Source organism: Albimonas pacifica, from assembly GCF_900113695.1.
Classification (GTDB): Bacteria; Pseudomonadota; Alphaproteobacteria; order Rhodobacterales; family Rhodobacteraceae; genus Albimonas; species Albimonas pacifica.
This window is the reverse complement of the sequence record NZ_FOQH01000013.1, coordinates 72,867-96,242: the sequence shown is the minus strand read 5'-3', so window position 1 is coordinate 96,242 and position 23,376 is coordinate 72,867. Positions and strand designations below refer to the sequence as shown.

Annotated in this window: 21 protein-coding genes; 10 read left to right on the top strand and 11 right to left on the bottom strand. The window is 73.9% G+C overall.

Going from position 1 to position 23,376, the window contains the following annotated elements:
- Positions 1 to 233 precede the first annotated feature (233 nt).
- The 8 genes from BM064_RS23625 to BM064_RS23590 all read right to left on the bottom strand — a co-directional run bounded on the left by BM064_RS23625 (position 234) and on the right by BM064_RS23590 (position 6,480).
- Positions 234 to 1,121 (bottom strand): hypothetical protein, encoded by an 888-nt coding sequence (locus BM064_RS23625; protein WP_092864965.1) that lies wholly within the window; start codon positions 1,119 to 1,121, stop codon positions 234 to 236.
- A 2-nt stretch (positions 1,122 to 1,123) separates the two neighbouring features.
- Entirely contained in the window at positions 1,124 to 2,425 is a 1,302-nt protein-coding gene (locus BM064_RS23620) for an O-acetylhomoserine aminocarboxypropyltransferase/cysteine synthase family protein (protein ID WP_092864962.1), read from the bottom strand.
- A gap of 546 nt (positions 2,426 to 2,971) precedes the next feature.
- A complete protein-coding gene (locus tag BM064_RS23615) occupies positions 2,972 to 3,859 on the bottom strand; it encodes a haloalkane dehalogenase (protein WP_092864959.1) in 888 nt (295 codons plus the stop codon).
- A 31-nt stretch (positions 3,860 to 3,890) separates the two neighbouring features.
- Positions 3,891 to 4,520, bottom strand: a complete 630-nt coding sequence (locus BM064_RS23610; RefSeq protein ID WP_218161117.1) for a TetR/AcrR family transcriptional regulator — start codon at positions 4,518 to 4,520, stop codon at positions 3,891 to 3,893.
- Between the two features lie 165 nt (positions 4,521 to 4,685).
- On the bottom strand, positions 4,686 to 5,018 hold the full coding sequence (locus BM064_RS23605; protein WP_092864952.1) for a TfoX/Sxy family protein: 333 nt from the start codon (positions 5,016 to 5,018) through the stop codon (positions 4,686 to 4,688).
- 217 nt (positions 5,019 to 5,235) lie between these two features.
- Positions 5,236 to 5,721: a bacterioferritin gene (gene bfr, locus BM064_RS23600; RefSeq protein WP_092864949.1), complete on the bottom strand. Its 486-nt coding sequence runs from the start codon at positions 5,719 to 5,721 to the stop codon at positions 5,236 to 5,238.
- Positions 5,718 to 5,963 carry a (2Fe-2S)-binding protein gene (locus BM064_RS23595; RefSeq protein ID WP_092864946.1) on the bottom strand — a complete coding sequence of 82 codons (246 nt, stop codon included), beginning with the start codon at positions 5,961 to 5,963 and terminating at the stop codon, positions 5,718 to 5,720. The genes bfr and BM064_RS23595 overlap by 4 nt, the downstream gene beginning before the upstream one ends.
- 208 nt (positions 5,964 to 6,171) lie before the next feature.
- Positions 6,172 to 6,480 carry an HNH endonuclease family protein gene (locus BM064_RS23590; protein ID WP_092864943.1) on the bottom strand — a complete coding sequence of 103 codons (309 nt, stop codon included), beginning with the start codon at positions 6,478 to 6,480 and terminating at the stop codon, positions 6,172 to 6,174.
- Between the two features lie 72 nt (positions 6,481 to 6,552).
- Between BM064_RS23590 and BM064_RS23585 the strand changes: the two genes are divergently transcribed.
- The 7 genes from BM064_RS23585 (at position 6,553) to BM064_RS23555 (ending at position 15,087) form a co-directional block, all read left to right on the top strand.
- A complete protein-coding gene (locus BM064_RS23585) occupies positions 6,553 to 7,419 on the top strand; it encodes a crotonase/enoyl-CoA hydratase family protein (protein WP_092864940.1) in 867 nt (288 codons plus the stop codon).
- Positions 7,420 to 7,857: 438 nt separating this feature from the next.
- Positions 7,858 to 8,712 carry a 3-methyl-2-oxobutanoate hydroxymethyltransferase gene (panB, locus tag BM064_RS23580; protein ID WP_092864937.1) on the top strand — a complete coding sequence of 285 codons (855 nt, stop codon included), beginning with the start codon at positions 7,858 to 7,860 and terminating at the stop codon, positions 8,710 to 8,712.
- Complete coding sequence (panC, locus tag BM064_RS23575) at positions 8,709 to 9,584, top strand: pantoate--beta-alanine ligase (protein ID WP_092864934.1); 876 nt, start codon at positions 8,709 to 8,711, stop codon at positions 9,582 to 9,584. Before panB ends, panC begins: the two co-directional genes overlap by 4 nt.
- Positions 9,585 to 9,909: 325 nt before the next feature.
- On the top strand, positions 9,910 to 11,022 hold the full coding sequence (gene glf, locus BM064_RS23570) for a UDP-galactopyranose mutase (RefSeq protein WP_092864931.1): 1,113 nt from the start codon (positions 9,910 to 9,912) through the stop codon (positions 11,020 to 11,022).
- Between the two features lie 37 nt (positions 11,023 to 11,059).
- A complete protein-coding gene (locus tag BM064_RS23565; protein WP_092864928.1) occupies positions 11,060 to 12,847 on the top strand; it encodes a glycosyltransferase in 1,788 nt (595 codons plus the stop codon).
- The gene (locus tag BM064_RS23560) at positions 12,844 to 13,728 is read left to right on the top strand and encodes a DUF707 domain-containing protein (RefSeq protein WP_092864925.1); all 885 of its coding nucleotides are present in this window, start codon (positions 12,844 to 12,846) and stop codon (positions 13,726 to 13,728) included. Before BM064_RS23565 ends, BM064_RS23560 begins: the two co-directional genes overlap by 4 nt.
- 198 nt (positions 13,729 to 13,926) lie before the next feature.
- Positions 13,927 to 15,087, top strand: coding sequence for a hypothetical protein (locus BM064_RS23555; protein ID WP_092864921.1), 1,161 nt, complete (start codon positions 13,927 to 13,929; stop codon positions 15,085 to 15,087).
- 55 nt (positions 15,088 to 15,142) lie between these two features.
- Here BM064_RS23555 and BM064_RS23550 read toward each other — a convergent pair whose 3' ends face one another.
- The 3 genes from BM064_RS23550 to BM064_RS23540 form a co-directional block, all read right to left on the bottom strand.
- Positions 15,143 to 15,967 (bottom strand): ChaN family lipoprotein, encoded by an 825-nt coding sequence (locus tag BM064_RS23550; RefSeq protein ID WP_245779266.1) that lies wholly within the window; start codon positions 15,965 to 15,967, stop codon positions 15,143 to 15,145.
- A 161-nt stretch (positions 15,968 to 16,128) separates the two neighbouring features.
- Complete coding sequence (locus BM064_RS23545; RefSeq protein ID WP_092864918.1) at positions 16,129 to 17,145, bottom strand: DUF2950 family protein; 1,017 nt, start codon at positions 17,143 to 17,145, stop codon at positions 16,129 to 16,131.
- On the bottom strand, positions 17,142 to 18,719 hold the full coding sequence (locus BM064_RS23540) for a DUF3300 domain-containing protein (protein WP_177236383.1): 1,578 nt from the start codon (positions 18,717 to 18,719) through the stop codon (positions 17,142 to 17,144). The genes BM064_RS23545 and BM064_RS23540 overlap by 4 nt, the downstream gene beginning before the upstream one ends.
- A 336-nt stretch (positions 18,720 to 19,055) precedes the next feature.
- Here BM064_RS23540 and BM064_RS23535 point away from each other — a divergent pair, with 336 nt between their 5' ends.
- The 3 genes from BM064_RS23535 to BM064_RS23525 all read left to right on the top strand — a co-directional run bounded on the left by BM064_RS23535 (position 19,056) and on the right by BM064_RS23525 (position 23,337).
- Positions 19,056 to 21,461 carry a mechanosensitive ion channel family protein gene (locus BM064_RS23535; protein WP_092864912.1) on the top strand — a complete coding sequence of 802 codons (2,406 nt, stop codon included), beginning with the start codon at positions 19,056 to 19,058 and terminating at the stop codon, positions 21,459 to 21,461.
- A gap of 135 nt (positions 21,462 to 21,596) precedes the next feature.
- Positions 21,597 to 22,112 carry a hypothetical protein gene (locus tag BM064_RS23530; RefSeq protein ID WP_092864909.1) on the top strand — a complete coding sequence of 172 codons (516 nt, stop codon included), beginning with the start codon at positions 21,597 to 21,599 and terminating at the stop codon, positions 22,110 to 22,112.
- Complete coding sequence (locus BM064_RS23525) at positions 22,105 to 23,337, top strand: HlyD family secretion protein (protein ID WP_092864906.1); 1,233 nt, start codon at positions 22,105 to 22,107, stop codon at positions 23,335 to 23,337. The genes BM064_RS23530 and BM064_RS23525 overlap by 8 nt, the downstream gene beginning before the upstream one ends.
- The last annotated feature ends 39 nt before the right edge of the window (positions 23,338 to 23,376 follow it).

Below are 23,376 nucleotides of genomic sequence, written 5' to 3'. Positions count from 1 at the left end.
ACTCGTCCGAAGGGGTCAAGGATCGCGCAGCGACCGCGCTTGCGCGGCTTGTCCTTGCCCCCTTCGGACGAGTCGCTCAGGCATCCATCGGCGAGAGACGGCTCCGGAGGACAGGCGCGGGCTTGTTCTTGGGTGAGTCAGGAGCCCGCCGGAGGCGCCCGCCCTCCCCGGTCCCTCGCCCTCTTCCCCGCAGGCGCGACTCAGCCAGGCCCGCCCGCAGGGCGCCTCCGCGATCACGGCATGCGCAGGATGCGCTGCCCCGCCGACGACCTGACCGCCACCCCTTCCGAGGTGATCCGCGTCACCGTCATCCCTCCGATCGCCTGCCCCTGCGAGACCCTCGCGATCTCGCCCGAGGGCAGCCGGATCAGCGCCCGGGGCGCGTTCACGTCCCCGAAGATCCCGATCAGCGAGAGGGCGTCGAGGTCCATCCGCCCGCCCGTCGCTCCCTCCGGCGCGCGGGGCGCCGAGCCTTGGGGCAGGCGTCCCTCGCCCGGCGGCGAGACCACCTCCGCAGGCCGGGCCGCCGCCCGGACGGGGCGTGCGGGCACGTCGCCCGGCCGCGCCAGCGGCGGCGGCGGGCCGGCCTGCGCGGCGCCGGGCGCGGCGTTGGCCGGCGGCGCGAAGACGTCCGGCGGCCGGGGCTGCGCGCGGTCCGGGCGCGGCGCGGGCATCAGCAGGGCGGCGACGTCGTCCTGCGCCTCGGCCTCGGCGGTCTCCACCGGCGGCGCGAAGACCTCGGCCGAGGCGCGGGCCGCGCGCGGGTTGGGCCGCGGCACGAAAAGCCCCTGCGCCGGCGGGGCGAAGCCCGGCGCCGCCTCCGCCCGGGGGGGCGCCGTCTCCGCCCCGGCGGCCGGGGGAGGCGCCGCCTCCGCCTCCGCCTGCGCGCCCGCGGCCGTCTCGCCGCCCTCGCCCGCGGCGTCGGCCGCCTCCGGCCCGGGCGTCTGCGCTTCCGCGGGCGGCGGAGCCTCGGCCGTTCGCCGGGGATTGGGCGCCGGGACATGCAGCCCTGGCGCGGGGGCGGCGAAGCCGTCCGCCGACTGCGCCGTCGCGGGGGCGCCCGCCGCGGCCCAGGCCGCGACGGTCAGCCCCGCCAGGATCGCGCGCAGGCGGCGGCTCACGCTCAGGCCGTGGCCTTGGCCAGCGCCTGGTCGAGATCGGCGATCAGGTCGGCGGCGTCCTCGATCCCGATGGACATGCGCACCCGGTTGGGGCCCGCGCCGGCCGCCTCCTGCTGCTCGGGCGTCAACTGGCGGTGGGTGGTCGAGGCGGAGTGGATCAGGAGGCTCCGCGTGTCGCCCAGGTTCGCCACGTGGGAGAAGATCTCCACCGAGTCCACCAGCTTCACGCAGGCCTCGTAACCGCCCTTCACCGCGAAGGTGAACAGCCCGCCCGCGCCCTTGGGATAGATCTTCCGCGCGCGCCGGTAGTAGGGGCTGGACTTCAGCCCCGCATAGCTGACGGACTCGACCCGGGGGTCGTTCTCCAGCCACTCGGCGACCTTCTTCGCGTTCTCGACGTGCTTCGCCATGCGCAGGCTCAGCGTCTCGATCCCCAGCAGGGTGAGGAAGGCGTTCATCGGCGCCTGGGTCATGCCCAGATCGCGCAGCCCGATGGCGATCGAGTGGAAGGTGAAGGCCAGCGGCCCGAAGGTCTCGTGGAACTTCAGCCCGTGGTAGGCGGGCTCCGGCTCGCTCAGCGAGGGATAGCGGTCCGAGGCCGACCAGTCGAAGGCGCCCGAGTCCACGATCGCCCCGCCCATCGCCTGGCCCGAGCCCGACAGGTACTTGGTGGTCGAGTGCACCACCAGCGTCGCCCCCATCTCGATGGGCTTGCAGAGGTAGGGCGTGGCCGAGGTGTTGTCGACGATCAGCGGCAGGCCCTTCTTCTCGGCCACGGCCGCGATCTTCGGCAGGTCGGTGACGTAGCCGCCCGGGTTGCAGATCGACTCGCAGAAGATCGCCTTGGTGCGCTTGCCGCAGGCGCGCGCCACCTCGCCCGGCTTGTCCATGTCGACGAATTTCGCCTTCCAGCCGAAGCGCTTGAAGGTCTGGGAGAACTGGGTGACCGTGCCGCCATAGAGCCGGTTCGAGACCACCACGTCGTCGCCGGGGCTCATCAGCGGGAACAGCGCCATGATCTGCGCCGCGTGGCCCGAGCCGGTGCACACCGCGCCTGCGCCGCCCTCCAGCGTCGCGATCCGCTCCTGCAACGCCGAGACCGTGGGGTTGGTCAGGCGCGAGTAGATGTAGCCCACTTCCTGCAGGTTGAAGAGCGCGGCGGCATGCTCGGCGTCGCGGAACACATAGGCGGTGTTCTGGTAGATCGGCGTCTGGCGCGCCCCGGTGGCGGGGTCGGGCCGGGCGCCGGCATGGATCTGCAGCGTGTCGAAGCCGTAGGCGCGCGGCCCCTGCTCGTCGGTCATTTCTTGTCTCCTCCCGGGTCTGCGGCGAACCGGGGCGGAGCCTATCCGAACCCCGCGCCCCCTGCACAGGGAGAAAAGCGCCCGCTCCCACCCCTCCACGGCGCCCCCGGCCGACAGGCTCCTCGCCCGCGCAGGGTCCCCCGCCGCACCGCGCCTCCCCCCCGACGCCCGCCCCACGCGCCCATGGCGCGCCGGCGGCCACGCCCCGCAAAGCGCCTGTTCTCCGGAGCCGTCTCTCGCGGATGCCGGAAAGAGCGGCTCGCCCGCCCCGGTCAAGGATCGCGCAGCGACCCCCCGCAGGGGGGCTTGTCCTTGACCGGGGCGGGCGAGTCGCTCAGGCATCCATCAGCGAGAGACGGCTCCGGAGGACAGGCGCGGGCTTGTTCTTTGGTGAGTCAGGAGCCCGCCGGAGGCTCCCAACCTCGCCAATCTCTCGATGCGCCCCCAGCCGCGCGACGCAGCCAAGCCCGCCCGCAGGGCGCCTGTAGACCGCCCCCGCCGGGCGAAGCCCGGACGCCGCCCGCAGGGCGGCTCCGTCCCTCGCCGTCAGCGCTCCAGTCCCTCGAGGAACCCGCGGATCGCGTCGCCGATCTCGGCGCCGGAGTCCTCCTGGATGAAGTGCAGCCCGGGAACCGTCACCTCCTGCTGGTTCGCCCAGCCCCGGCAGACCTCCCGCTGCCGTCCGATCAGGATCGAGCCCGGGTCGGCGTTGACGAAGAGCTTGGGGATCGCGCTCTGCGCGAGGAAGGCCGAATAGCCCTCGACGATCTCCACCACCTCGGCCGGCTCGCCCTCGATGGGGATCATGCGGGGCCAGGTCAGGGTGGGGCGGCGGCTTTCGCCCGGCTCCAGGAAGGGGCGGCGGTACTCGGCCATCTCCGCCTCGGAGAGCCCGCGCAGGACCGAGCCGGGGAGCACCCGCTCCACGAAGACGTTCTTCTCCAGCACCATCGCCTCGCCGGCCTCGGAGCGGAAGCCCTGGAAGACCTTGCGCGCGTTCTCCGGCCAGTCGGCCCAGGTCACGGGGGTCACGATCGCTTCCATGTAGACGACGGCGCGCACCCGCTCGGGGTTGCGCCAGGCCCATTCGAAGCCCAGCGCCGAGCCCCAGTCATGCAGCACCAGCGTCACCCGGTCCCCCAGCGCCAGCGCGTCCCACAGCGCGAAGAGGTGGTCGCGCTGCTCGGCGTAGGTGTAGCGGTCGGGGCCCGAGGGCGAGAGCTTGCCGCTGTCGCCCATCCCCACCAGGTCGCAGGCGACCAGCCGGCCGAGCCCCTCGCAGCGCCGCATCACGTCGCGCCACAGGTAGGAGGAGGTCGGGTTGCCGTGCTGGAAGACGATGGCGTCGCCCTCGCCCTCGTCGATGTAGGCCATTGGCGTGCCCATCACCGCCCGGCTCTTCTTGGCCGCATAGGGGGTGGGATCGTGGGTCATGCGCGCCTCCCTTGGTTGCGCATCGGGGGGGTCAGTCCGGGGGCGCCGCGGCCGCATCGGCCTGGGCCAGCCGCTCGGCCGCGTCGCGGCAGGCGGAGAGCAGGCGCTCGGAAAGCTCCGGGTCGTTCACCGCGCGGGCGAGCGACAGCCCCCCCACGCACAGCGCCAGCATCGCCGCGGCATGGTCCAGCGGCGGCGGGCGCATCGGGTCGTCGTCGGGGGCGCCGCGGATGGCGGCGAGGGTGGCGCGCAGCTCCTGGCCATAGGCCGCGCGGAAGGCATCGGGCGCGCGGGCGGCGTCGGTCGCCAGCGCCGCGAAGGCGCAGCCGGCGCCCGGGTCGTCGCGGTGGCGCGCGGTGAGGTAGCGCGCCGCCAGCCGGCGCGCCCGGGCGGGCCAGGAGCGGTCGCGCGTCGCGCCGATCCAGCGTTCCCGCTCGGTGGCGAAGGCCTGGCGGAAGGCGGCGACGGCGAGCTCGTCCTTGTCGCGGAAATGCGCGTAGAAGGCGCCGTGGGTCAGCCCCGCCGCCTTCATCACCGGCGCGATGGCGGCGCCCTCCAGCCCCTCCCGCCGCAGCCGGGCGGAGGCGGCGACGAGGATCCGCCGCAGCGACTCCCGCTTGGCGCGGGCGCGGGGGCCGTCGGTCTCGGGGGCGTCGGTCACGGGCGATTCCATATGATGCGCATCATGCGAAACAGGAGGGACCAGGCGGGCCGTCCTGTCAATCGCGATCCCCGGCCGTGCGCCCGGCGGCCGCCCGCGGGAGGCCCCGGGTCGAGCCCGGGGCGCGCCCGGCGCGACGGTCGCGAAGCATCGGAGAGACGGGCGCTACATCGCCCCCGCCGCGCGGGCGGAGCGGGCGGCCCACTCCAGCAGGGCGTCGGGATCGTCGAGGCAGGCCGAGGGCGCCTCGTGGAACTTCGCCACGGTGATGGTCTTGCCGCCCTTCTCGTATTCGAAGGGGCCGCAGCCCTCGGCCACCAGCGCCGCGCGCAGGGGCTCGTCCACCGGGAACCACAGCTTGCCGCGCAGCACGTAGGCGAAGCGGGCGCCGCGCATCGCGAAGCACCAGCCGCCGAAGAAGCGGGTGCGCTCCACCGGGCCCAGCTCGCCCAGCGCGTCCTCGAGGTAGAGCACGAATTCCGACGGCGCGCTGGCCATGCATCCCTCCGCCGGGGCGCCCGCGCCCACCCTGCCCCGGCCACCCTGCCTCGTCGCCCGCGCGATCCGCAACCCAAGGGCTCGGCCATGACCGGCGCGCGGGCCGCGCGGATCGCGGCCGGCGGACGGCCCCCCGCCCGGACGACGCCGCCCCCGCACGCAAAAGGCCGGCGCGTCGCCGCGCCGGCCCCATTTCCAGAACCCTGGCCGGGGAGGATCAGTCCTCCTTGTCGGCCGAGGTCGCGTTGAGCTGGATGTAGCGCTCCTCGCCCATCTTCTCGATCAGCTCGAGCTGGGTCTCGAGGTAGTCGGTGTGGCCTTCCTCGTCGCGGATCCGCTCCTCGAAGATGTTCTTCGAGACGTAGTCGCCGACCTTCTCGCAGTGATCGCGGGCCTCGCGATACAGCTTCAGCGCGTCCATCTCGGCGGCCAGGTCGCACTCCAGCGTCTCCTTGACCGTCTCGCCGATGCGCAGCGGGTCGAGGACCTGCAGGTTCGGATGGCCTTCCAGGAAGATGATGCGGTCGATGAACTTGTCCGCGTGGACCATCTCCTCGATCGACTCCTGGCGCGATTTCTCCGCCAGCTTGCCCACGCCCCAGTCCTTCTGAAGGCGATAATGCAGCCAGTACTGGCTGATCGCCGTCAGCTCGCTGCGCAGGCCCTTGTTGAGGTATTCGATGACCTTCTCGTCGCCCTTCATCGGGTCCGTCTCCTATCGGCCGGCTTGCGCAACCCGCGGAGCACGGGGGGCACGCCGGTGTTCTGATCCGCCCGCAGCACGTCCACGAACAGCGCGACGCATCCGCCGCAGTCCGGGCGCTTGCCGAGCGCGCGATACACCTTGCCCGGGGTGATCAGAGCCGTCGGGTCGGCGGCGCGCATCCAGGCGACGGCCGCCTGGATGTCCGACGATTTGATCCGGGCGCAGTGGCACACGATCATAGGGCGGCGCTCCGCAGAGTGAAGGCCGAAAAGGGAGACCCAGAGACCTGAGTCGACGCGTCGGGACATTGACCGACGAAACCGCTCGGGAAAAGGCCTTATCCGACCGAGATGGTCAGAAAAATGTCGCAGGCAAGAGGCGGCCCGGAAAACGCAGCGTCGTCAACGCCCCGCGGGACGGGATCGCCCTTCACGAGCACGCGAGCCCTCATCGCCGCCGCCGCCTGCGCCTCAGGCTTGCGAGAGTCCGAGCGTCGAAGTCGGGCGGCTTGGTCGCGATCCAGGCGCGGAAGCGGGCGAGCGCGGGATGGGCGCGCAGGGCCGCAGGCGTGGCGGCCTCGCGCGCGATCTCGGTCTCGGTCAGGCGGGCGTGGATCTCGTCATGGCAGATCTTGTGCATCAGGGCGGTCGGGCCCTTCGCCCCGCCCTTCAGCTTCGGCGTCAGGTGGTGCACGCTCGCCCGCGCCCCCGGCGGGATCGGGCGCAGGCACAGCGGGCAGAGGGCGGGATCGTCCATGCGCGTCAGATGGCCTCTCGCGACCGGCCGGCAAGGTGATACCTTCGCCGAAACTTCCGGGAGGAGATCACCATGAGCTACGCCACCCTGCGCTACGAGGTCGAGGACGCGATCGCCACGGTCACCCTCAGCCGGCCCGAGATGCTCAACGCCTTCACCGTCGAGATGGCGTCCGAGATCCTGGCCGTGCTGGACCGCGCCGACGCGGACCCTGAGGTCCGCGCGGTGATCTTCACCGGCGAGGGCCGCGCCTTCTGCGCGGGCATGGACCTGAGCTCGCAGGGCAACGTCTTCGGCCTGGACGAGAGCGTCTCGGCCTCGGACCCGGCCGCGATGGAGCGCAACCGCGACACCGGCGGCACGATCACGCTGCGGATCTTCCGCATGAAGAAGCCGGTGATCGCGGCGATCAACGGGGCGGGCGTGGGCATCGGGGCGACGATGACCCTGCCGATGGACGCGCGGATCTGCTCGACCAAGGCGCGGATCGGCTTCGTCTTCGCCAAGATCGGCGTGTGCATGGAGGCCTGCTCGTCCTGGTTCCTCCCGCGCCTGGTCGGCATGCAGACCGCGCTCGACTGGGCGATGTCCGCCGAGATCCTGACCGCCGACAAGCTGCTGGCGGCCGGCTTCTGCACCAAGGTGGTGGAGCCCGAGGACCTGATGGCGGAGGCCCGCGCGACCGCGCGCCGCTACATCGACGGCCTGTCCCCGGTGTCGGTCGCGGTGAACCGCCAGCTCCTGTGGCGGATGGCGGGCGCCTCGCACCCGATGGAGGCCCACAAGCTCGACAGCCGCGCGATCTACGAAATGTCGATGGCGGACGGCAAGGAGGGCGTGACCTCGTTCATCGAGAAGCGCCCGGCGGCGTTCTCGAAGGCCCCGCCGGAGGGGATGCCGGCGTCCTTCGACTGGGATTCGGAGCCGGGCTGGGGCTGAAGCGCCCGCCGGCGCCGAGCGGCGCGGGCCGCGTCCCGCGGCCAAGGCCCGACCTCGTGCAGCGCAGGCCCGCTCCGGCGCGAAGGGGCCTGCGGCCGCCTCGCCCCCGCCCCTGCAGCGACCTCGTCCATGAGCCTTGTCCGGCGCGCCGCCCCGCTTGCCCCGGAGCGGCCGCCTTGCGGCGTCGTGCGCGGTCTCGGCGCGCTCGGGCGCGGCCGGCGCCGAACACAACCGCGCCTCCGCTCGATGATATTGCTTGAACACAAATGAAATTCCTCAAGAGACCAAAGTTGACGCACTCGTAATCCTGAACGCCGCTTAAATTACGCCCCCACGCCGCCAATATCCCGCCCCTTCCCGCCTGCATTTACTTCTCGGGCGAACCGCCATATGTCACCCCGGCCTGCCGGAACGGCGGCGAGCAGGGGAGGGCGAGAGATGAGCGCGACAGGACGCAGCGGGGCGCCGAGCCCCTCGGACATCCGGGCCAGGAAAGGCGGGGCGCCGCTCGTCTGCCTGACGGCCTATACCACGCCCGTCGCGCGGATGGTCGACGCGCATTGCGACCTCGCCCTGGTGGGGGACAGCGTCGGCATGGTGCTGCACGGGCTGCCCTCGACCCTGGGCGTGACGATGGAGATGATGATCCTCCACGGCCAGGCCGTCCGCCGCGGCCTGGATCGCGCGCTGATGGTGGTCGACATGCCCTTCGGCGCCTACGAGGAAGGGCCCGAGCAGGCGTTCCGCAACGCCGCCCGCCTGATGGCCGAGACGGGCTGCGCGGCCGTGAAGCTGGAGGGCGGCGTGGCGATGGCCGAGACGATCCGCTTCCTCGTCGCGCGCGGCGTGCCGGTGATGGGCCATGTCGGCCTGACCCCGCAGTCCGTCAACGCGCTGGGCGGCTACCGGGTGCAGGGCAAGGGCGAGGACGCCGAGCGGGTGCTGCGCGACGCCCAGGCCGCGGCCGGCGCCGGCGCCTTCGCGGTGGTGCTCGAGAAGATCCCCGACCCGCTGGCGCGCCGCGTGACCGAGGCGCTGCCGGTCCCCACGATCGGCATCGGCGCCTCGCCGGCCTGCGACGGCCAGATACTGGTCGTCGACGACATGCTGGGCCTGTTCGCCGACTTCAAGCCGAAGTTCGTGAAGCGCTACGCCGAGCTCGACGCGACCGCGCGCGAGGCGATCGCCGCCTATGCGCAGGACGTCCGGGCGCGCCGCTTCCCCGGGCCCGAGCACCTGTTCGGCGCCGCCGAGCCGGCGCGCGTCTCCGCCCCGGAGGCGGCGCCGCGATGAGCGTCGACATCGTCCGCAGCGTCGCCGAGCTCCGCGCCCGGGTGGCCGACTGGCGGTCCGAGGGCGCGCGCATCGCCGTCGTGCCGACCATGGGCGCCCTGCACGAGGGCCACCTGACCCTGGTGCGCGAGGCGATGGCCCGCGCCGAGCGGGTGGTGACGACCCTGTTCGTGAACCCCAGGCAGTTCAACAGCGCCGCCGACCTCGCCGCCTATCCGCGCACCGAGGAGTCGGACGCGCGCAAGCTCGCGGCGCTCGGCGAGGGGCTGGTGCTGTTCGCGCCGGACGGGGACGAGATGTACCCGCCGGGCTTCTCCACCGGCGTCTCGGTGGCCGGGGTCGGCGAGGGGCTGTGCGGCGCCGGGCGGCCCGGGCATTTCGACGGCGTGGCGACGGTGGTGACCAAGCTGCTGCTGATCGCGGGCGCCGATGCGGCGATGTTCGGCGAGAAGGACTTCCAGCAGCTCCAGGTGGTCCGCCGGCTGGCCAGCGATCTGAACCTGCCGACCGAGATCGTCGGCTGCGCCACCGTGCGCGAGCCCGACGGCCTGGCGCTGTCCTCGCGCAACGTGCGCCTGTCGGCGGAGGCCCGGCTGCAGGCCGCGGCCCTCCCCCGGGCGCTGTTCGCAGCCGCCCGCCGGCTGGAGGCGGGCGACCCGCCGGCCGCGGTCCTGGCCGAGGGCGAAGCGGCGATCCTCGCGGCCGGCTTCGCGCGGGTCGAGTATCTGGAGCTGCGCGCCGAGGAGGCGCTCGCCCCGCTCGCCGCCCCCGACCGCCCGGCGCGTCTGCTGGCCGCGGCCTGGATCGACGAGGTGCGCCTGATCGACAACGTCCCCGTCGCGCCCGCGACCCCGGGCGCGGACGGCGCCTGAGGCGCGGCGCGAAGGCCCGCCGACCCGCCGCCGTCGCGCATCGCGACGCGGCGGGAGCGGGAGCTGGCGCGCAGACGAGGGGAGAGCACGCCGCCAGCCTCGCTCCGCGCGCCCGCCGCCTTGCGCCGGATCCCCGGCTGCGAGCGGCCCGGGCGCCGGCCGAAGCCCGCCTCCCCGCCGCCGCCGGGACGGGCGGAGCCGCTCCCGGGCCGGCGGACGGGCGGCGCGCGCGCTCGCCTCCCGCCCGGTTGCCGCCCCCCACCCCCGCTGCTAGGGTCCGCGCCGCCTCAGCGGGGGCCATTCGCAAAATATCATGTGGGGACGCATGGGACGCATCTGCCTCGTGGGCGCCGGGTTCTCCGGCGCCGTGATCGCGCGGGAGCTGGCCGAGGCCGGCCTGCCCTGCCTCGTCATCGACGAACGCCCCCACGTGGCGGGCAACTGCCATACCGAGCGCGATCCCCAGACCGGCGTCATGGTCCATCGCTACGGCCCCCACATCTTCCACACCGCCGACGACCGCGTCTGGGACTACGTCAACCGCTTCGGCGAGTTCATGCCCTACGTGAACCGGGTGAAGGCGACGGTGCGGGGCTCGGTCTACCTGCTGCCGATCAACCTGCACACGATCAACCAGTTCTACGGCAAGACCTTCTCCCCCGCCGAGGCGAAGGCCTTCATCGAGTCCCAGGCCCGCATGGACATCGAGGACCCGCAGAGCTTCGAGGAGCAGGCCCTGCGCTTCGTGGGCGACGACCTCTACCGCGCGTTCTTCCGGGGCTACACGCTCAAGCAGTGGGGGATCGACCCGACCGAGCTGCCGGCCTCGATCCTCAAGCGGCTGCCGCTGCGCTTCAACTACGACGACAACTACTTCAACCATCCCCACCAGGGGATGCCGAAGCATGGCTACACCGCCATCGTCGAGAAGATCCTCGACCATCCGCTGATCGAGACCCGGCTGGGCGCCAAGTGGGAAGAGCAGGACGAGGCCTTCGACCACGTCTTCTACTCCGGGCCGCTCGACCGTTGGTTCGGCTACGACATGGGGCGGCTGGGCTACCGCACGCTGGATTTCGAGGGCGAGCGGGCGCAGGGCGACTACCAGGGCTGCGCGGTGATGAACTATCCCGACCCCGAGGTGCCCTTCACCCGGATCTCGGAGCACAAGCATTTCTCGCCGTGGGAAGAGCACGAGGGCACCATCGTGTTCCGCGAATACTCCCGCTATTGCGGCGCGGACGACATCCCCTACTATCCGATCCGGCTGCTGGGGGAGAAGAAGATGCTGTCGGACTACGAGGCGCGCGCGGCGACGGTCGAGGGCGTGACCTTCGTGGGCCGGCTGGGCACCTACCAGTATCTCGACATGGACGTGACGATCGGGCTGGCGCTGGACGCCGCCTCGGCCTATCTCGCGCAGCGCCGGGCGGCCTGAGCCGCCCGCCTGCCCCCTCCCCGCGGCGGAGACCCCGATGAGCGGACCCCGCCCCGAGGACGCCCCGGCCCCGGCCTGGACCACGGCCCGGGAGGCGCTGGACGCGCCCCCCGGCCTGCCCCCGGCCCTCTACCTGCGCCTAGACGGACCCGACGGCGCCCGCGCGCCGGGGCGGTTCCCGGTCGCGCTGGAGGCGGGGGAGACCCTGTCGCTCGACACTTGGTTCAACCATTTCCCCCTGCCCTGGTGGCGGGCCCATGGCGCGCCCGGGCCGCTCGCCTTCGAGGCCGCGCTGGAGGGCCCGGGGACCGTCGTCCTGCACGCCCGGGCGCCCGGGGCCGCCGCCGTCGCCCTGGCGCGGAGCGAGGTCGAGGGCGGGACGGTCCGCCTCCCCGTCCCCGCCGCCGCCCAGGGGCGGCTGTGGGCGGAGATCCGGGCCGCCGGCCCCCTGCGCCTGCGCGCCGCGCGCTGGGCGGTGCAGGCGGCGCCCCGGCCCGTGCGCCTGTCGCTGGGGCTGGTCGCCCATGACCGGGAGGGGCCGCTCGCCGAGACCCTGGCCGAGGCGCTGCGCGCGGCGCAGGCGCGGCCCGAGATCGCCCGGATCTGGCTGGTCAACCAGGGCGCGCCCTTCGCGGACCCCGAGCTGAGGCGCCTCGCCGCCGACCCGCGCGTGAGCCTCATCGAGCAGGCCAACCTCGGCGGCTGCGGCGGCTTCGTCCGCACCATGACCGAGGCGCTGGCGACCCCGGGCCTGACCCACCACCTGCTGATGGACGACGACATCCGCCTCGACGGACGGATGCTGGGCCGGGCCGTCGACCACCTGGCGCTGCTGCGCGAGCCGCGGGCGCTGGGGGGCGCGATGCTGGACCTGCGCGCGCCCACGCTGGTGCATGAGGCGGGCGCGGCGGTGGGCCGCTTCGGCGTGATCCGGCCGGCGGCCCAGGGCGCGGACCTGGCCACGGCCGAGGGCCTGGCGCCCTTCGCCGCGCTCCAGCCGGTCGAGTTCAACGGCTGGTGGTTCTTCGCCCTGCCGCTCGACGCTTTGCGCGCCGCCGGCCTGCCGCCGCCGCTGTTCCTGCGGGGCGACGACCTCGACCTCTCGCGGCGGCTGACGGCGGCCGGGGCGCCCACGGCGACGCCGCCGGGCCTTTCGGTCTGGCACGAGCCGTTCTACGCCAAGGCGACGTCCTGGCAGCACTATTACGACCTGCGCAACCGGCTGATCCACGCGGCCCTGCATGACCCGGGCGACCCGCCGCGCGCGCTCGACGTGCTGGAGCGGCTGCTGACGCCGGCCCTCTCCCACGATTACGCGACCGCCGAGTGGCGGCTGCTGGCGCTGCGCCATTTCCTCGGCGGCCCGCGGGCGCTGTTCGCCCGCCCCCCGCAGGAGATCCATGCCGAGGTGGCGGCGCTCGCGCCCGGGCTGCGTCCGCAGCCGCTCGACGCCGCGCCCGAGGGGCTGCCGGTGATCGCGCAGCCGCCGGGGCCGGTCTCGGCCGCCGCGCATGCGCGCGGCTTCGCGCTGGCGACGCTGGCGCTGGCGGCGCCCAGGCGCGAGCCCTTCGCGCTGGTGCACGAGAAGGCGGCCCTGCCGGGCGCGACGCTGGCGCGCGCGCATGTGCGCAGCGATCCGGCCGGGACCTGGTTCCGCCTGCACGCGCCCCGCCGGAGGGTCGCCCTGTCGCTGCTGGCGCGCAGCCTGTGGGCGAGCCTACGCTACCGCCTGCGGCTGCGCCGGGCGCTGGCCGACTGGCGCGAGGGCGCCGAGGCCGCCCGCGCCCCCGAAGCCTGGGCGCGCCTGTTCGAGAGCCCGCGATGACCGCCCCGAACGCCGAACCGCACGCCGAACCGCACGCCGCACGCCCTCCCGCCCCCCGCGCGGTGGTGATCCTGCGCCTCGGCGCCGACCACCGCGTCTCCGGCTGGGCCAAGACCCCGCGGGCGGCGCGGGACTGGGAGCTGATCCTCTCGCCCTACCAGGAGATCCCGGACCTCGCCGAGTTCGAGCCCGACGCGGTGATCCCGCGCGAGGGCGGCAAGTGGGACGTGCTGCACGACATCCTCGCCGAGCGCCCGGAGCTGCTGGCCCGCGCCCCCCGCCTCTGGCTGCCCGACGACGACATCGAGGCGGACGCGGCGACGGTCGCGCGGCTGCTCGAGATCGCCGAGGCGGAGGACCTGGCGCTGGCCCAGCCCGCCCTGACGCCGGACAGCGAATTCTCCCACTACATCACCGTGCGCAACCCGCTGACCCGGCTGCGGCGCACGAACTTCGTCGAGCTGATGGCGCCCCTGCTGACGCCGCAGGTGCTGGCCGCCGCGATGCCCGACATGAAGGACCGGCCCGCCGCGAAAGGGCTGGACTTCGTCTGGCAGCATCACGTGGACGCCCCTGCGCGGCGCATCGCCATCATCGACGCCGCCGCCATGGCTCACCGCCGGCCGATCGGGGCGCATCTGGTCTCCCGCGCCCGGGCGGCGGGGCAGGACGTGAACGCCGAGCGCGACGCCTGGATCGCGCGCCGCATCGGCCGCTGGCCGCGCCCCGTGGCGCTGGGGCCCGGCGGGCGGCCGGGCGCCTTCGCGCTGGCGGTCCTGGGGCTCCTCGCCAGCCCGCGCGTCTGGCGGCGGCGCTGGGCCGAGCGCATCGCCAAGCACCTGCGCGCCCAGCTGGTCAGCCCGGCGTTCCCGCGGCGCTGAGGCCGGGCGCCCGCGGCCGCCGCTCACGTCTTCGCGAGGCTTCGCCGTGCCCGCTCGGCAACGGTATCATGCCGCAACGGCCGGCGCCCTGAACCGGCGGGGCCTGCGGCGGGGGGCGCGTTGACACGTGGTATGGGGCGTGCCAACCGGCTGGCACGCGGCCCGGGGCTGCGCTGAACTGGGACAAGAGGACGACGGATGGCGCACCTGATCCTGCACATCGGCTCGCACAAGACCGGGACGACCTCGATCCAGCACGTGCTGACCCGGGAAAGCGAGGCGCTGCGCAAGGCCGGGGTCGCCTACCTGCAGACCAACTCCATCGGCCGGCCCGCCGGCAACGCCAACACCATCGCAAGGACGCTGGGCAAGGGCGAGAAGTTCCAGACCCGGCTGCGCGAGGACGCCGCCGACGCCCTGCTGCAGCCCGAGGCGCCGACCTGCATCCTGTCGAGCGAGCTGCTGTTCTGGCTGCACGAGCCGCAGCATATCGCCCGCCTCGCCAGGATCGCCCGCTCGCGCTTCGACCGGATCAGCGTCATCGCCTACCTGCGCCGCCAGGACCGCCTGGCGCTGTCGCACCGCAAGCAGGTGATCGCCGCCGCCCCCCGCCGGCCCGCGGCGCGGTTCTACGGCTTCCAGATGTCGGCCCTGCCCGCGCACCAGCCGCATTTCGCGCAGCTCTTCGACTACCACGCCAAGCTGGAGATGTGGCGCAGCGCCTTCGGCGGCGAGAACATGCAGGTGGCGCTGTTCGATCCCGCGGCGCTGAAGAACGGCGACGCGGTCGCCGACTTCCTCGCCCGCGCGGGGATCGACATCGAGGTCGGCGACGAGCCGGTGCGCCGCAACGCCGCCGTGGGGCGCGAGCGCCTGCTGATCTCGCTCGCGGCCAAGGCCGCCGGGATCGGGGGCGAGTCCTTCAAGGCGATCCGCGACGCGGCCTCGAACGAGGGGGCGCTGCTGCCCTCGCGCGCGGACGCCGCCGCCTTCCTCGGCCACTGGAGCGACTCCAACGCCCGCCTGGCCGAGGCCTGGACCCTCGACGACGGCTCGCCCTTCGTCTTCGGGGACGACCTGTCGATGTATCCCGAGGTCGGCACCGACACCTGGACCGACGCGCAGGCGCGCGAGGCGATCGACCACCTGCTCAAGGGCGCCGCCGCGATTCAGGTGCGGCGGGACAAGCGCAAGGGCCGCGAGGGGCAGGAGCCGCGGGCCGGCGCCAAGCCCCGCGCCCAACGCAAGCGCAAGGGCCCCGGCAAGGGCTTCGGCGGCGGCGGCTCCCACGGGATCGCCTCCAAGCCCGGCTTCCGCCGGCGCAAGATCACCCGCCGCCAGCGCAAGATGAGCGACTGATCCGCCCGCGGCCGACGGCTGCGGCCAAGGCGCGCCCGGCCGCGGCCCCGCGCGGTCAGCGGCCGTCCCGGGGCAGCCGGAACACCAGGTCGGCGAGGCCGGGGGCCGCGGGCTCGTCCGCGTCGGCGGTCAGCGCGACCTGCACGCCGTCCTCGCCCAGCGCCGCGAGCTGCTCGGGCACGCCCAGCCCGCCCTCGAGATGGCCGCGCCCGATCAGCCCCACCGCCAGCGGCGCGCCGGGCAGGCGGCAGGCCTCGGCCAGGCCTTCCGCGAAGGCGCGGTCCCAGGCCTGCTGGGCGCGCACGAAACCGTCGAAGGCGGGATCCTCGGGCCCGCGCGCCGCGCGATCCGGCCGCCGCCCGCCCGTCGTCTCGAACAGGCGGCGGCGGTAGGCGGCGCTGGCGGGGGCGGCGGGGGTCAGCCCCTCGCGCGCCGCCTCGGGCACGGCCTCCCAGCCCTCCCGCCCCACCCGGCGCACCAGCCCGCGCGAGACGTTGATCGCCCGCAGGCGCAGGCCGCGGTCGCGGGCGAGGTCGAAGATCGGCGCGTAGAGCGCGGGATCGAAGCCCCAGGCGCAGCCCCAGTCGACCGCCTCCAGGAAGGCCGCGAAGCCGAGCCGCCCCGCCGTCCAGTCGTCCAGCGCCGGCTGGGCCGAGCGCGGCAGCATCTCCAGCCCCACCACTATGTCGGAGCGGAACGGCAGCAGCCCCTCGATCACGTCGCGCTGCCACAGATGGATGTCGGCGCGGTCGTGCAGCTCGCCCAGACACAGGATCCGGGCGCCGGACATGCGGTCCAGCGCCTGCAGCCAGGTCAGCGCCCCGCGCTCCCCGCTCCCCGTCCAGGGCGGACGCGACCAGTGGTTGGTGTCCGAGTTCAAGACAATCTCGCGGTCAGTTCGCCGAATCGAGTCCAAACCCTACGTCAATCGATAAGTTCATAGAACCGACCTTCCCGCGGGCGCAGGCGTGAAACGCCCCGGGCCGGCGCCCGCGGCGCCGGCCTGCGATCCCGTTTCCAGCCTCGCCCCGGAGACCCGTCTCAGTCGGCGGGCGACCAGCTCGCGTCGGGGTCGTAGAGCTCGACGGCGTCGGCGCGCTCCAGCGTGTCCTCGCCCAGGTCGGCCTGCAGGACGACGCCGTTCTCGGCGACCAGGAAGCTCATCACCCCGGTCCCGCCGTAGTCCGCCGGGAAGGCGAGCAGGGCGTGGCCGGCGAGCATCTGGCCGTTGACCAGGTAGCTCATCGCCCCGCCGGGCGCCGATGGGCCCTGCCCGGTCAGCACCCGGAAGTAGTAGCCCAGGTAGGGCTCCGGCGCCTCGACCGCGTCGCCGACCGCGTAGCCGTCCGCCGAGGCGCGGGCCATGAAGTCGCCGATCGGGCTGTCGGGCGCGCCCTCGGTCGGCGGCCAGTAGAGGCCGTCGCGGGTCTCGGCGTCGCTCAGCACATGGGCCGCGAACTCGAGCTGGCCGTCGCCGTCGTAGTCGACTTGGCGGAAGCGGGCCTGGGCGCCGACATAGGCGTGCATCAGGGCGATCACGTCCAGCTCGTTGGCGCCGATGCGCTGCAGGTGGACCGCGTCGCGGGCCTCCTCGGCGTCGAAGGCCCAGGTCCCGTCCTCGTTGCGGTAGATCGAGGCGGGGAACGGGTGCTGGTCCTCGCCGATGTAGACGTTGGCCCAGCCCTGGGAGCTGACCTTCAGCCGGTGCGAGACGCGGTAGTCGGCGAGGAACCGGCTCCAGTTCTCGCGGTCCTGCGCGGGGTCGCCGGTGAAGACGACGTCCTCGGCCTCGGGTCCGAAGACGGCCAGCAGGGCGTCGCGGTCGGCGGCCTCGACGGCGGCCACCACCGCCTCCAGCGCTTCGCGCGGGGAGGGGTAGGCGGCGGGCTCGGCGCGCAGCGCGCCTGCGCAGGCGAGGCCCAGCGCCAGGCCCAGCGCGGCGCGCGCGAGCGGCCGGGCGCGGGCGCGGGCAGGCGCAGGGGAGGGGGCGAGGGACCGGCCGGGACCGGCGGGGATCGCAGGGGACCGGATCATCAGGCTCATGCTCCTCGGGGTCATCGCCGCAGCCCTCCCATCCGTCCGCCGCCGCCGCCGCCGCGTGCGGCGCGCGAGCCGCCGACGGGCAGTTTCGCGCGCCCGGCGCTGGCGGCGCCGCGGTTCTGCGCCTTCTTCATCGTGCCGGCGTTGCCGCCGCCCGAGAACAGGCCGCCGCCCGCGGGCTTGTGGCTGGGCAGCTTCGGCCGCGCGGCCGAGGGCGCGGGCCGCTTGGCCTGGATCGCCGCCTTGCCGCCCCTGCTCGAGGTGTTCTTGAGATGCGAGAGACCGCCGCCCGAGGCGGGCCGCCCGCCCCCGCCGGAGAGGGTCGGCCGGCTCGCCCCGCCGCCGCCCAGGCTGGGCCGGTTTCCGCCCCCGCCCGAGAGGTTGGGCCGATTGGTCCCGCCGCCTCCGAGGTTCGGACGATCGTTGCCGCGGCCCCCGCCCAGGTTGGGACGGTTCCCGCCGCCGCCTCCGAGATTGGGACGGTTGTCGCCGCCCCCGCCTTGCAGGCGGTCCTGGATCGAGGATTCGAGGTTCGGGCGCCCGCCGCCGGGACGGTCGCCGGAGCGCCCGCCGCTCAGGCCGCCGGGCCGGTTGATCCCGTTGCGGTCGCCCAGGTGCGGGCGGTCGCCGGGATCGCGGCGCGCCAGCCGGTCGCGCGCGTCGTCGCGGCGGCGGTCGTCCGGGCGCCAGCGGCCGTCGCGGTCCACGTCGATGTTCACCCGGTTGCCCACGTTCACCCGGGTCGGGCCGCGTCCCGGCGCCCAGGGCCGCGGGTAGAAGCCGCCCCCGCCCCAGCGGATCGGCGGCGGACCGGGCCGCCAGTAGCCGTTCCAGTCGTCGTCGTCGTCGAAGATCTCGTTGACCAGCATCCCCGCCCCGAAGGCGATGCCGCCGGTCAGCAGCATGTCGGTGGAATCCCAGCCGTCGTCGCCGTCGTCGTAGACCACGGTCTTGCCGCCGCTCGACTGGGTGTAGACCGCCTGGGCGTCGTAGGCGGGCACGTAGACCACCTCCTCGGAGGTCGGCTCGATGTAGATCTCGTCGCCCTCGACCGTCACCGTCTGGGCGTCGTTGCTGTCGAGGTTGCCCACGTCCTGGGCCTGCGCGCGCAGGCGCTGCACGGCGTCGAGGACGTCGTCGCTCTGGGTCAGCATCGCGTCGCCCATCGCCTGGGTCCAGTCGAGGTTGTCGCTCATCCGGGTCACCAGGCTGGGGAAGCCCGCCGCGAGCGCGGCGACCGAGGGGTCCCAGCCCTCCCCCCCGGCGGCGTCGTCGCGCGCGTCGGCGGCGAGGTCGGCGTTGTCCCCGACCCAGCGCCCGGCCTTCACCACGTCCAGCGGAAAGGTCGTGGCCACCAGCACCTGGGTCAGCAGCGCGTCGGGATAGAGCGCCACGGGGGCGGCGAGATCGTCGAGCTCGGACTCGCTCAGCAGATCCTCCTCGGCGACGGCCTCAGGCTCGGCGGTCTCGACGGGATCGTCGCTCTGGGCGCGCAGCCCCCCGGGCGCCGGCGCGCCGGCCAGCGCGATCGCCAGCGCCCCTGCGCCGGCCAACCGCGCGAGCGTCCCGCGCAGGGCGGTCGTGTCCCACATCTCGAAGCCCTCTCCCTCGCCCCGGTGCGCGTCGCGCGCGGCCGAGGCATGCCGGCGCCGCGGACCCGCCTCCGGCCGGGGCAGGAGAGACTCGGGGCCTGCGACATCTTTTACCATGTGCCGCGCGGCGTGCAGCCCTTGTTTTGCAACGCTTTCCCCCGGCTGCGCCCCTCGCGCGACTCCCGGCGCGAAATCGGGGCCGCGCCTTGGAGATCACGCAAACCCGACTAGCCGCTCCGCTGACGCTTGGATAAGGTCCGCGGACTGGATGGCGGAGCAGCGGCGGCCGGGGAACCGGCGGACGCCCAGCTCCGGGAGGGGAGTGTCGAGACCGCCATGCGCAGATTCCGCGATCCCGGGCCCCGGTCCGGCCGACGGGCGGCATGGCCCGTCCTTCTCGCCGCGATCCTGCTCGCGCCCCTGGCGGCGGCCGCGCAGGAGACGCCGCCTCCCGCCCTGCCCGATCCCCTGACCCCCGAGGCCGCCCGCGCGCTGGTCGCCGAACTGTCCGACCAGGAGGTCCGCGGCCTTCTGCTCGAACGGCTCGACGCGGTGGCGCAGGCCGAGGCGCAGGAGGCCGCGGCCGAGGCGGGCGCGCCCGGCCTCGCCGATGCGGCCGCCGCGGTGGGCGGGCACCTGATCGACCAGGTCTTCAACCTCGGCGCCCGCTTCCGGGCGCTGATCGACACTTTCGCCATCTTCGGGATCGAGGGCGGCTTCGGCGGCGCGATGCTGCTGATCGCGCTGACGGCGCTGGCGGGCGCCGTGGGCGTCGCGGCCAACCTCGGCGTGCGCCGCGCGGTCGCCGCCGCCTGGCGCGAGCCCCCGCTCCGCGTCCTCGTCGAGACGCCGCCCGGGCCGGCCCCCGAGCCTGCGGCCGTGCCCCTGCCGCCCGAGACCCTGGCCGAGGCCGCCGCCGAGCCTCAGGCGACGCCCCCGCCCCCGCCGGAGCCGCGCTACGCGCTGTCGCCCGGCCGCCGGCTGCACGCGGCCCTGCGCCGGTTCGCGATCTCGCTCGCGGGGATCCTGGGCTTCGCGGTCGGCGCGGGGCTGGTGCTGGCGCTGGCGTTCCCCGCCGTCTTCGAGACCGACGCCCCGCGCGAGATCGCCTGGCTGATCCTGGCCGCGGCCGGCATCAACGTGCCGCTGTTCGTGGCGGCGCTGACGCTGTGCCTGTCGCCCGACCGGCCGGAGCTGCGCCTGATGACGGCCTCCGACGCCGAGGCGCGGGACGCCTGGCGGGGCTACGTGGGCCTCGCGGTGCTGCTGGCCGTGCTCTCGCGCCTGACGGCGCTGATGCGCATGGCGGGCGAGGACCCGGCCGACGGCTGGTTCTTCTGGCTGGGGCTGCTGTTCGTCGTGGTCTCCGCCACCTTCACCTGGCGGCGGCGCAACACGCTCTCGGGCATGATGACCGCCCCGGGCGAGCCGGTGACGCCCGGTTCCTGGCCCCATGTCTGGCCGCGGCTGGCGGTGGCGCTGATCGTCCTGCAATGGGTGATCGCCGAGCTGATCCTGGCGCTGGGCGATCCCGCGACCATGGGCGGGCAGGCCCGCATGGGGGTGATAATCGTGCTCTGCGTGCCGGCGATCGACAGCCTGATCCGGGCGCTGTCGCTGCGGCTCGCGCCGGGGGCCACCGGCACGGGCCAGGCGGCGCAGGCGGCCGGCGGGCGCGTGGCGCGGGCCTACCTGCGCATGGGCCGGGTCTTCGTCTACGTCGGGCTGGTGCTGCTGCTGGCCAAGGCCTGGGGCCTGTCGCTGTTCGGCCTGGCCGCCGACGGCGTGGGCGCGCCGGTGGCGGCGGGGGTGATGCGCTTCCTGACCATAGCCGCCGTGGGCTACATCCTGTTCGAGCTGGTCAACATCCAGTTCCTCACCCGCCTCAGCCGCGAGGCGACGGGCGACGCCGCCGCGCCCGGCGACGTCGACACGGAGGGCGGCGGCGCCTCGGCCTCGCGCCTCGCCACGGTTCTGCCGCTGATGCGCTGGGCGGCGCTGTCGTTCATCGCCGTCTTCACGGTGATGCTGGCGCTCAGCCAGGCGGGCGTCGACATCGCGCCGCTGATCGCCGGCGCCTCGGTCTTCGGACTGGCCATCGGCTTCGGCGCGCAGAAGCTGGTGTCGGACGTGGTCTCGGGCCTGTTCTTCCTGGTCGACGACGCCTTCCGCACCGGCGAATTCATCGACGTCGGCGGCACCATGGGCTCGGTCGAGAAGATCTCGGTCCGCTCGGTGCAGCTGCGCCACCACCTGGGCGCGGTGCACACGATCCCCTATGGCGACATCTCCAAGGTCACCAACTACAGCCGCGACTGGGTGATCATGAAGCTGCGCTTCACCGTGCCCTTCGGCACCGACCCCAACAAGATCAAGAAGATCTTCAAGAAGATCGGCCAGGAGATGATGGAGGTCCCCGAGTTCAAGGCCGACTTCATCGAACCGTTCAAGAGCCAGGGCGTGCTGGAGTTCGACGACGTGGGCGTCGTGGTCCGCGGCAAGTTCATGGCCCGCCCCGGCCGGCAGTTCGTGCTCCGCAAGGAGATCTTCAATCGCGTCAACAAGGCCTTCGACGAGGCCGGGATCGAGTTCGCCCGTCGCGAGGTGCGCGTGCGCGTCACCGACGACGAGGGCGAGGAAATCCCCGCCGACTCGCCCAAGGGCCAGGCCGCGGTGGCCGCCGCCGCCCAGGCCGCCGACCAGCAGACCGGGACCGGAGGCGCCCCCGCCGACTCCCGCTGACCCCCTCCGGCCCGGCCGCGCCAGCGGCCGGACCGGCGCTCGGGCGTGTCCGGGGGGGCTCGCCCGGTCTCATCCCGAGCCCCTGATCCGCGCCGGCGCGCCGCCGGCCGGACGCAAGACCACCGGAGACCCGCCTTGGCAGATCCGACCCCCGACGCCGCCCTCGCCGACACGCACGGCGTCGCCCTCGAGGCCATCCCCTATTTCGCGACGCCCCCCGGCCAGCCGGACCAGATGCTGTTCATCGTCGGCCTGTTCCTGCTGGCGGTCGTCGTCGGCATCGGGCTGATCTACTTCCACCTGCACGCGATCCCCGAGAAGATGGCCCACCGCGCCAGCCACACCCAGTTCCAGCTGGTGGGCATCATGGCGCTGCTGGCGCTGTTCACCCACAACTCGGTGTTCTGGGTGGGGGCGCTGCTGCTCGCCGCGCTGAACATCCCCGACTTCCTGTCGCCGCTGAACAAGATCGCCGACGCGCTCGGCGTGGCCGCGGCGCGCCTCGATCCCAAGGGCGAGGCGCCCTCGCCCGAGACCGCGCCGCCCGCCTGGTCGGCCGCGCCCACCTCCGCGCAGCCCGCGGGCCCGGCCCAGCCGGAGCCCGACGCGGCCGCCATCTCCACCCCGGCCCGGGAGGACCGCAATGTTTGAGCTGATGTTCTGCTCCAGCGTCACGATCCTGCCGGACTACCTGATCCGACGCTACGTCCAGGGCAAGCGCTGGGGCCGCGAGCTGACCCTGTTCTCGGTCTGGTACGAGCTGCGCTGGGGCCTGACGCTGTGCCTGCTGCTCACCGTCTCGCTGATCACGCTGGTGTTCTTCTACCACCCGTCGTCGACCAACGTGACCTCGATGTTCCGCACGGTCACCATCCTGCCCGAGCGCAACGGCCGGGTCGAAGAGGTCTACGTCGGCATCAACCAGCAGGTCGACGCGGGCCAGCCGCTGTTCAAGCTCGACGACACCGCCCAGCAGGCGGCGGCGGCCACCGCGCGCAGTCGCCTGGCCGAGCTCGACGCCAACGCCGAGCTGGCCGAGGCCCAGATCGACGCCGCCCAGGCGCAGCTCGACGCCGCGAACAGCGCCCTGAACCTCGCCAACATCGAGTATCAGCGCAACGTCGAGCTCAACCAGCGCAACCCCAACGTGGTCGCCCAGCGCGAGCTCGACAGCCTCAAGGCGCGCGTCGACAGCGCCCAGGGCCAGGTGGACGCGGCGCAGGCCCAGCTCGAGACGGCGCAGAAGACGCTCACCGTCCAGATCCCGGCGCAGAAGGCCTCGGCCCAGGCGCAGCTCGAAGAGGCGCAGGTCCAGATCGACAAGTCGACGGTCGTCGCCGGCACCGCCGGCCGGCTCGAGCAGTTCACCCTGCGCCCCGGCGACGTGGTCAACCCGATGATCCGCTCCGCCGGCCTGCTGGTGCCCGAGGGGGCGGGCCGCGACCAGTTCGTCGCCGGCTTCGACCAGATCTCCACCCAGGTGCTGAAGGTCGGCATGATCGGCGAGATCACCTGCCCGTCCCTGCCGATGGACGTGATCCCGGTGTTCGTCTCCGAGATCCAGGACGTGATGTCCTCGGGCCAGTTCCGCCCGACCGACAACCTCGCGGACGTGACCACCAACCGCTCGCCGGGGACGGTGCTGGTGTTCATGTCCCCGCTCTACGAGGCGGACAAGGGCAAGGTGACGCTGGGCAGCCGCTGCGTGGCCAACGCCTACACCTCGAACCACGCCAAGCTGGAGGATCCCGACCTGCCGCTGACGACCTTCGTGTTCTACCACGTGGTCGACACGGTCGCGATCATCCACGCCGCCATCCTGCGCGCGCAGACCCTGCTTCTGCCGGTCCGCACGCTGGTGCTGGGCGGTCACTGACCGCCGCCGCGCCGCGGAGCTCCGGCTCCGCGGCGCGTC

Coding starts and splice junctions, on each gene's coding strand:
- BM064_RS23535 (WP_092864912.1), top strand. CDS start 19,056: ATGCGCAGATTCCGCGATCCCGGGCCCCGGTCCGGCCGACGGGCGGCA.
- BM064_RS23605 (WP_092864952.1), bottom strand. CDS start 5,018: ATGGCCAGCGCGCCGTCGGAATTCGTGCTCTACCTCGAGGACGCGCTG.
- BM064_RS23590 (WP_092864943.1), bottom strand. CDS start 6,480: ATGGACGATCCCGCCCTCTGCCCGCTGTGCCTGCGCCCGATCCCGCCG.
- BM064_RS23560 (WP_092864925.1), top strand. CDS start 12,844: ATGACCGCCCCGAACGCCGAACCGCACGCCGAACCGCACGCCGCACGC.
- panC (WP_092864934.1), top strand. CDS start 8,709: ATGAGCGTCGACATCGTCCGCAGCGTCGCCGAGCTCCGCGCCCGGGTG.
- BM064_RS23620 (WP_092864962.1), bottom strand. CDS start 2,425: ATGACCGACGAGCAGGGGCCGCGCGCCTACGGCTTCGACACGCTGCAG.
- BM064_RS23525 (WP_092864906.1), top strand. CDS start 22,105: ATGTTTGAGCTGATGTTCTGCTCCAGCGTCACGATCCTGCCGGACTAC.
- bfr (WP_092864949.1), bottom strand. CDS start 5,721: ATGAAGGGCGACGAGAAGGTCATCGAATACCTCAACAAGGGCCTGCGC.
- BM064_RS23555 (WP_092864921.1), top strand. CDS start 13,927: ATGGCGCACCTGATCCTGCACATCGGCTCGCACAAGACCGGGACGACC.
- BM064_RS23540 (WP_177236383.1), bottom strand. CDS start 18,719: ATGTGGGACACGACCGCCCTGCGCGGGACGCTCGCGCGGTTGGCCGGC.
- BM064_RS23545 (WP_092864918.1), bottom strand. CDS start 17,145: ATGACCCCGAGGAGCATGAGCCTGATGATCCGGTCCCCTGCGATCCCC.
- panB (WP_092864937.1), top strand. CDS start 7,858: ATGAGCGCGACAGGACGCAGCGGGGCGCCGAGCCCCTCGGACATCCGG.
- BM064_RS23585 (WP_092864940.1), top strand. CDS start 6,553: ATGAGCTACGCCACCCTGCGCTACGAGGTCGAGGACGCGATCGCCACG.
- glf (WP_092864931.1), top strand. CDS start 9,910: ATGGGACGCATCTGCCTCGTGGGCGCCGGGTTCTCCGGCGCCGTGATC.
- BM064_RS23565 (WP_092864928.1), top strand. CDS start 11,060: ATGAGCGGACCCCGCCCCGAGGACGCCCCGGCCCCGGCCTGGACCACG.
- BM064_RS23615 (WP_092864959.1), bottom strand. CDS start 3,859: ATGACCCACGATCCCACCCCCTATGCGGCCAAGAAGAGCCGGGCGGTG.
- BM064_RS23595 (WP_092864946.1), bottom strand. CDS start 5,963: ATGATCGTGTGCCACTGCGCCCGGATCAAATCGTCGGACATCCAGGCG.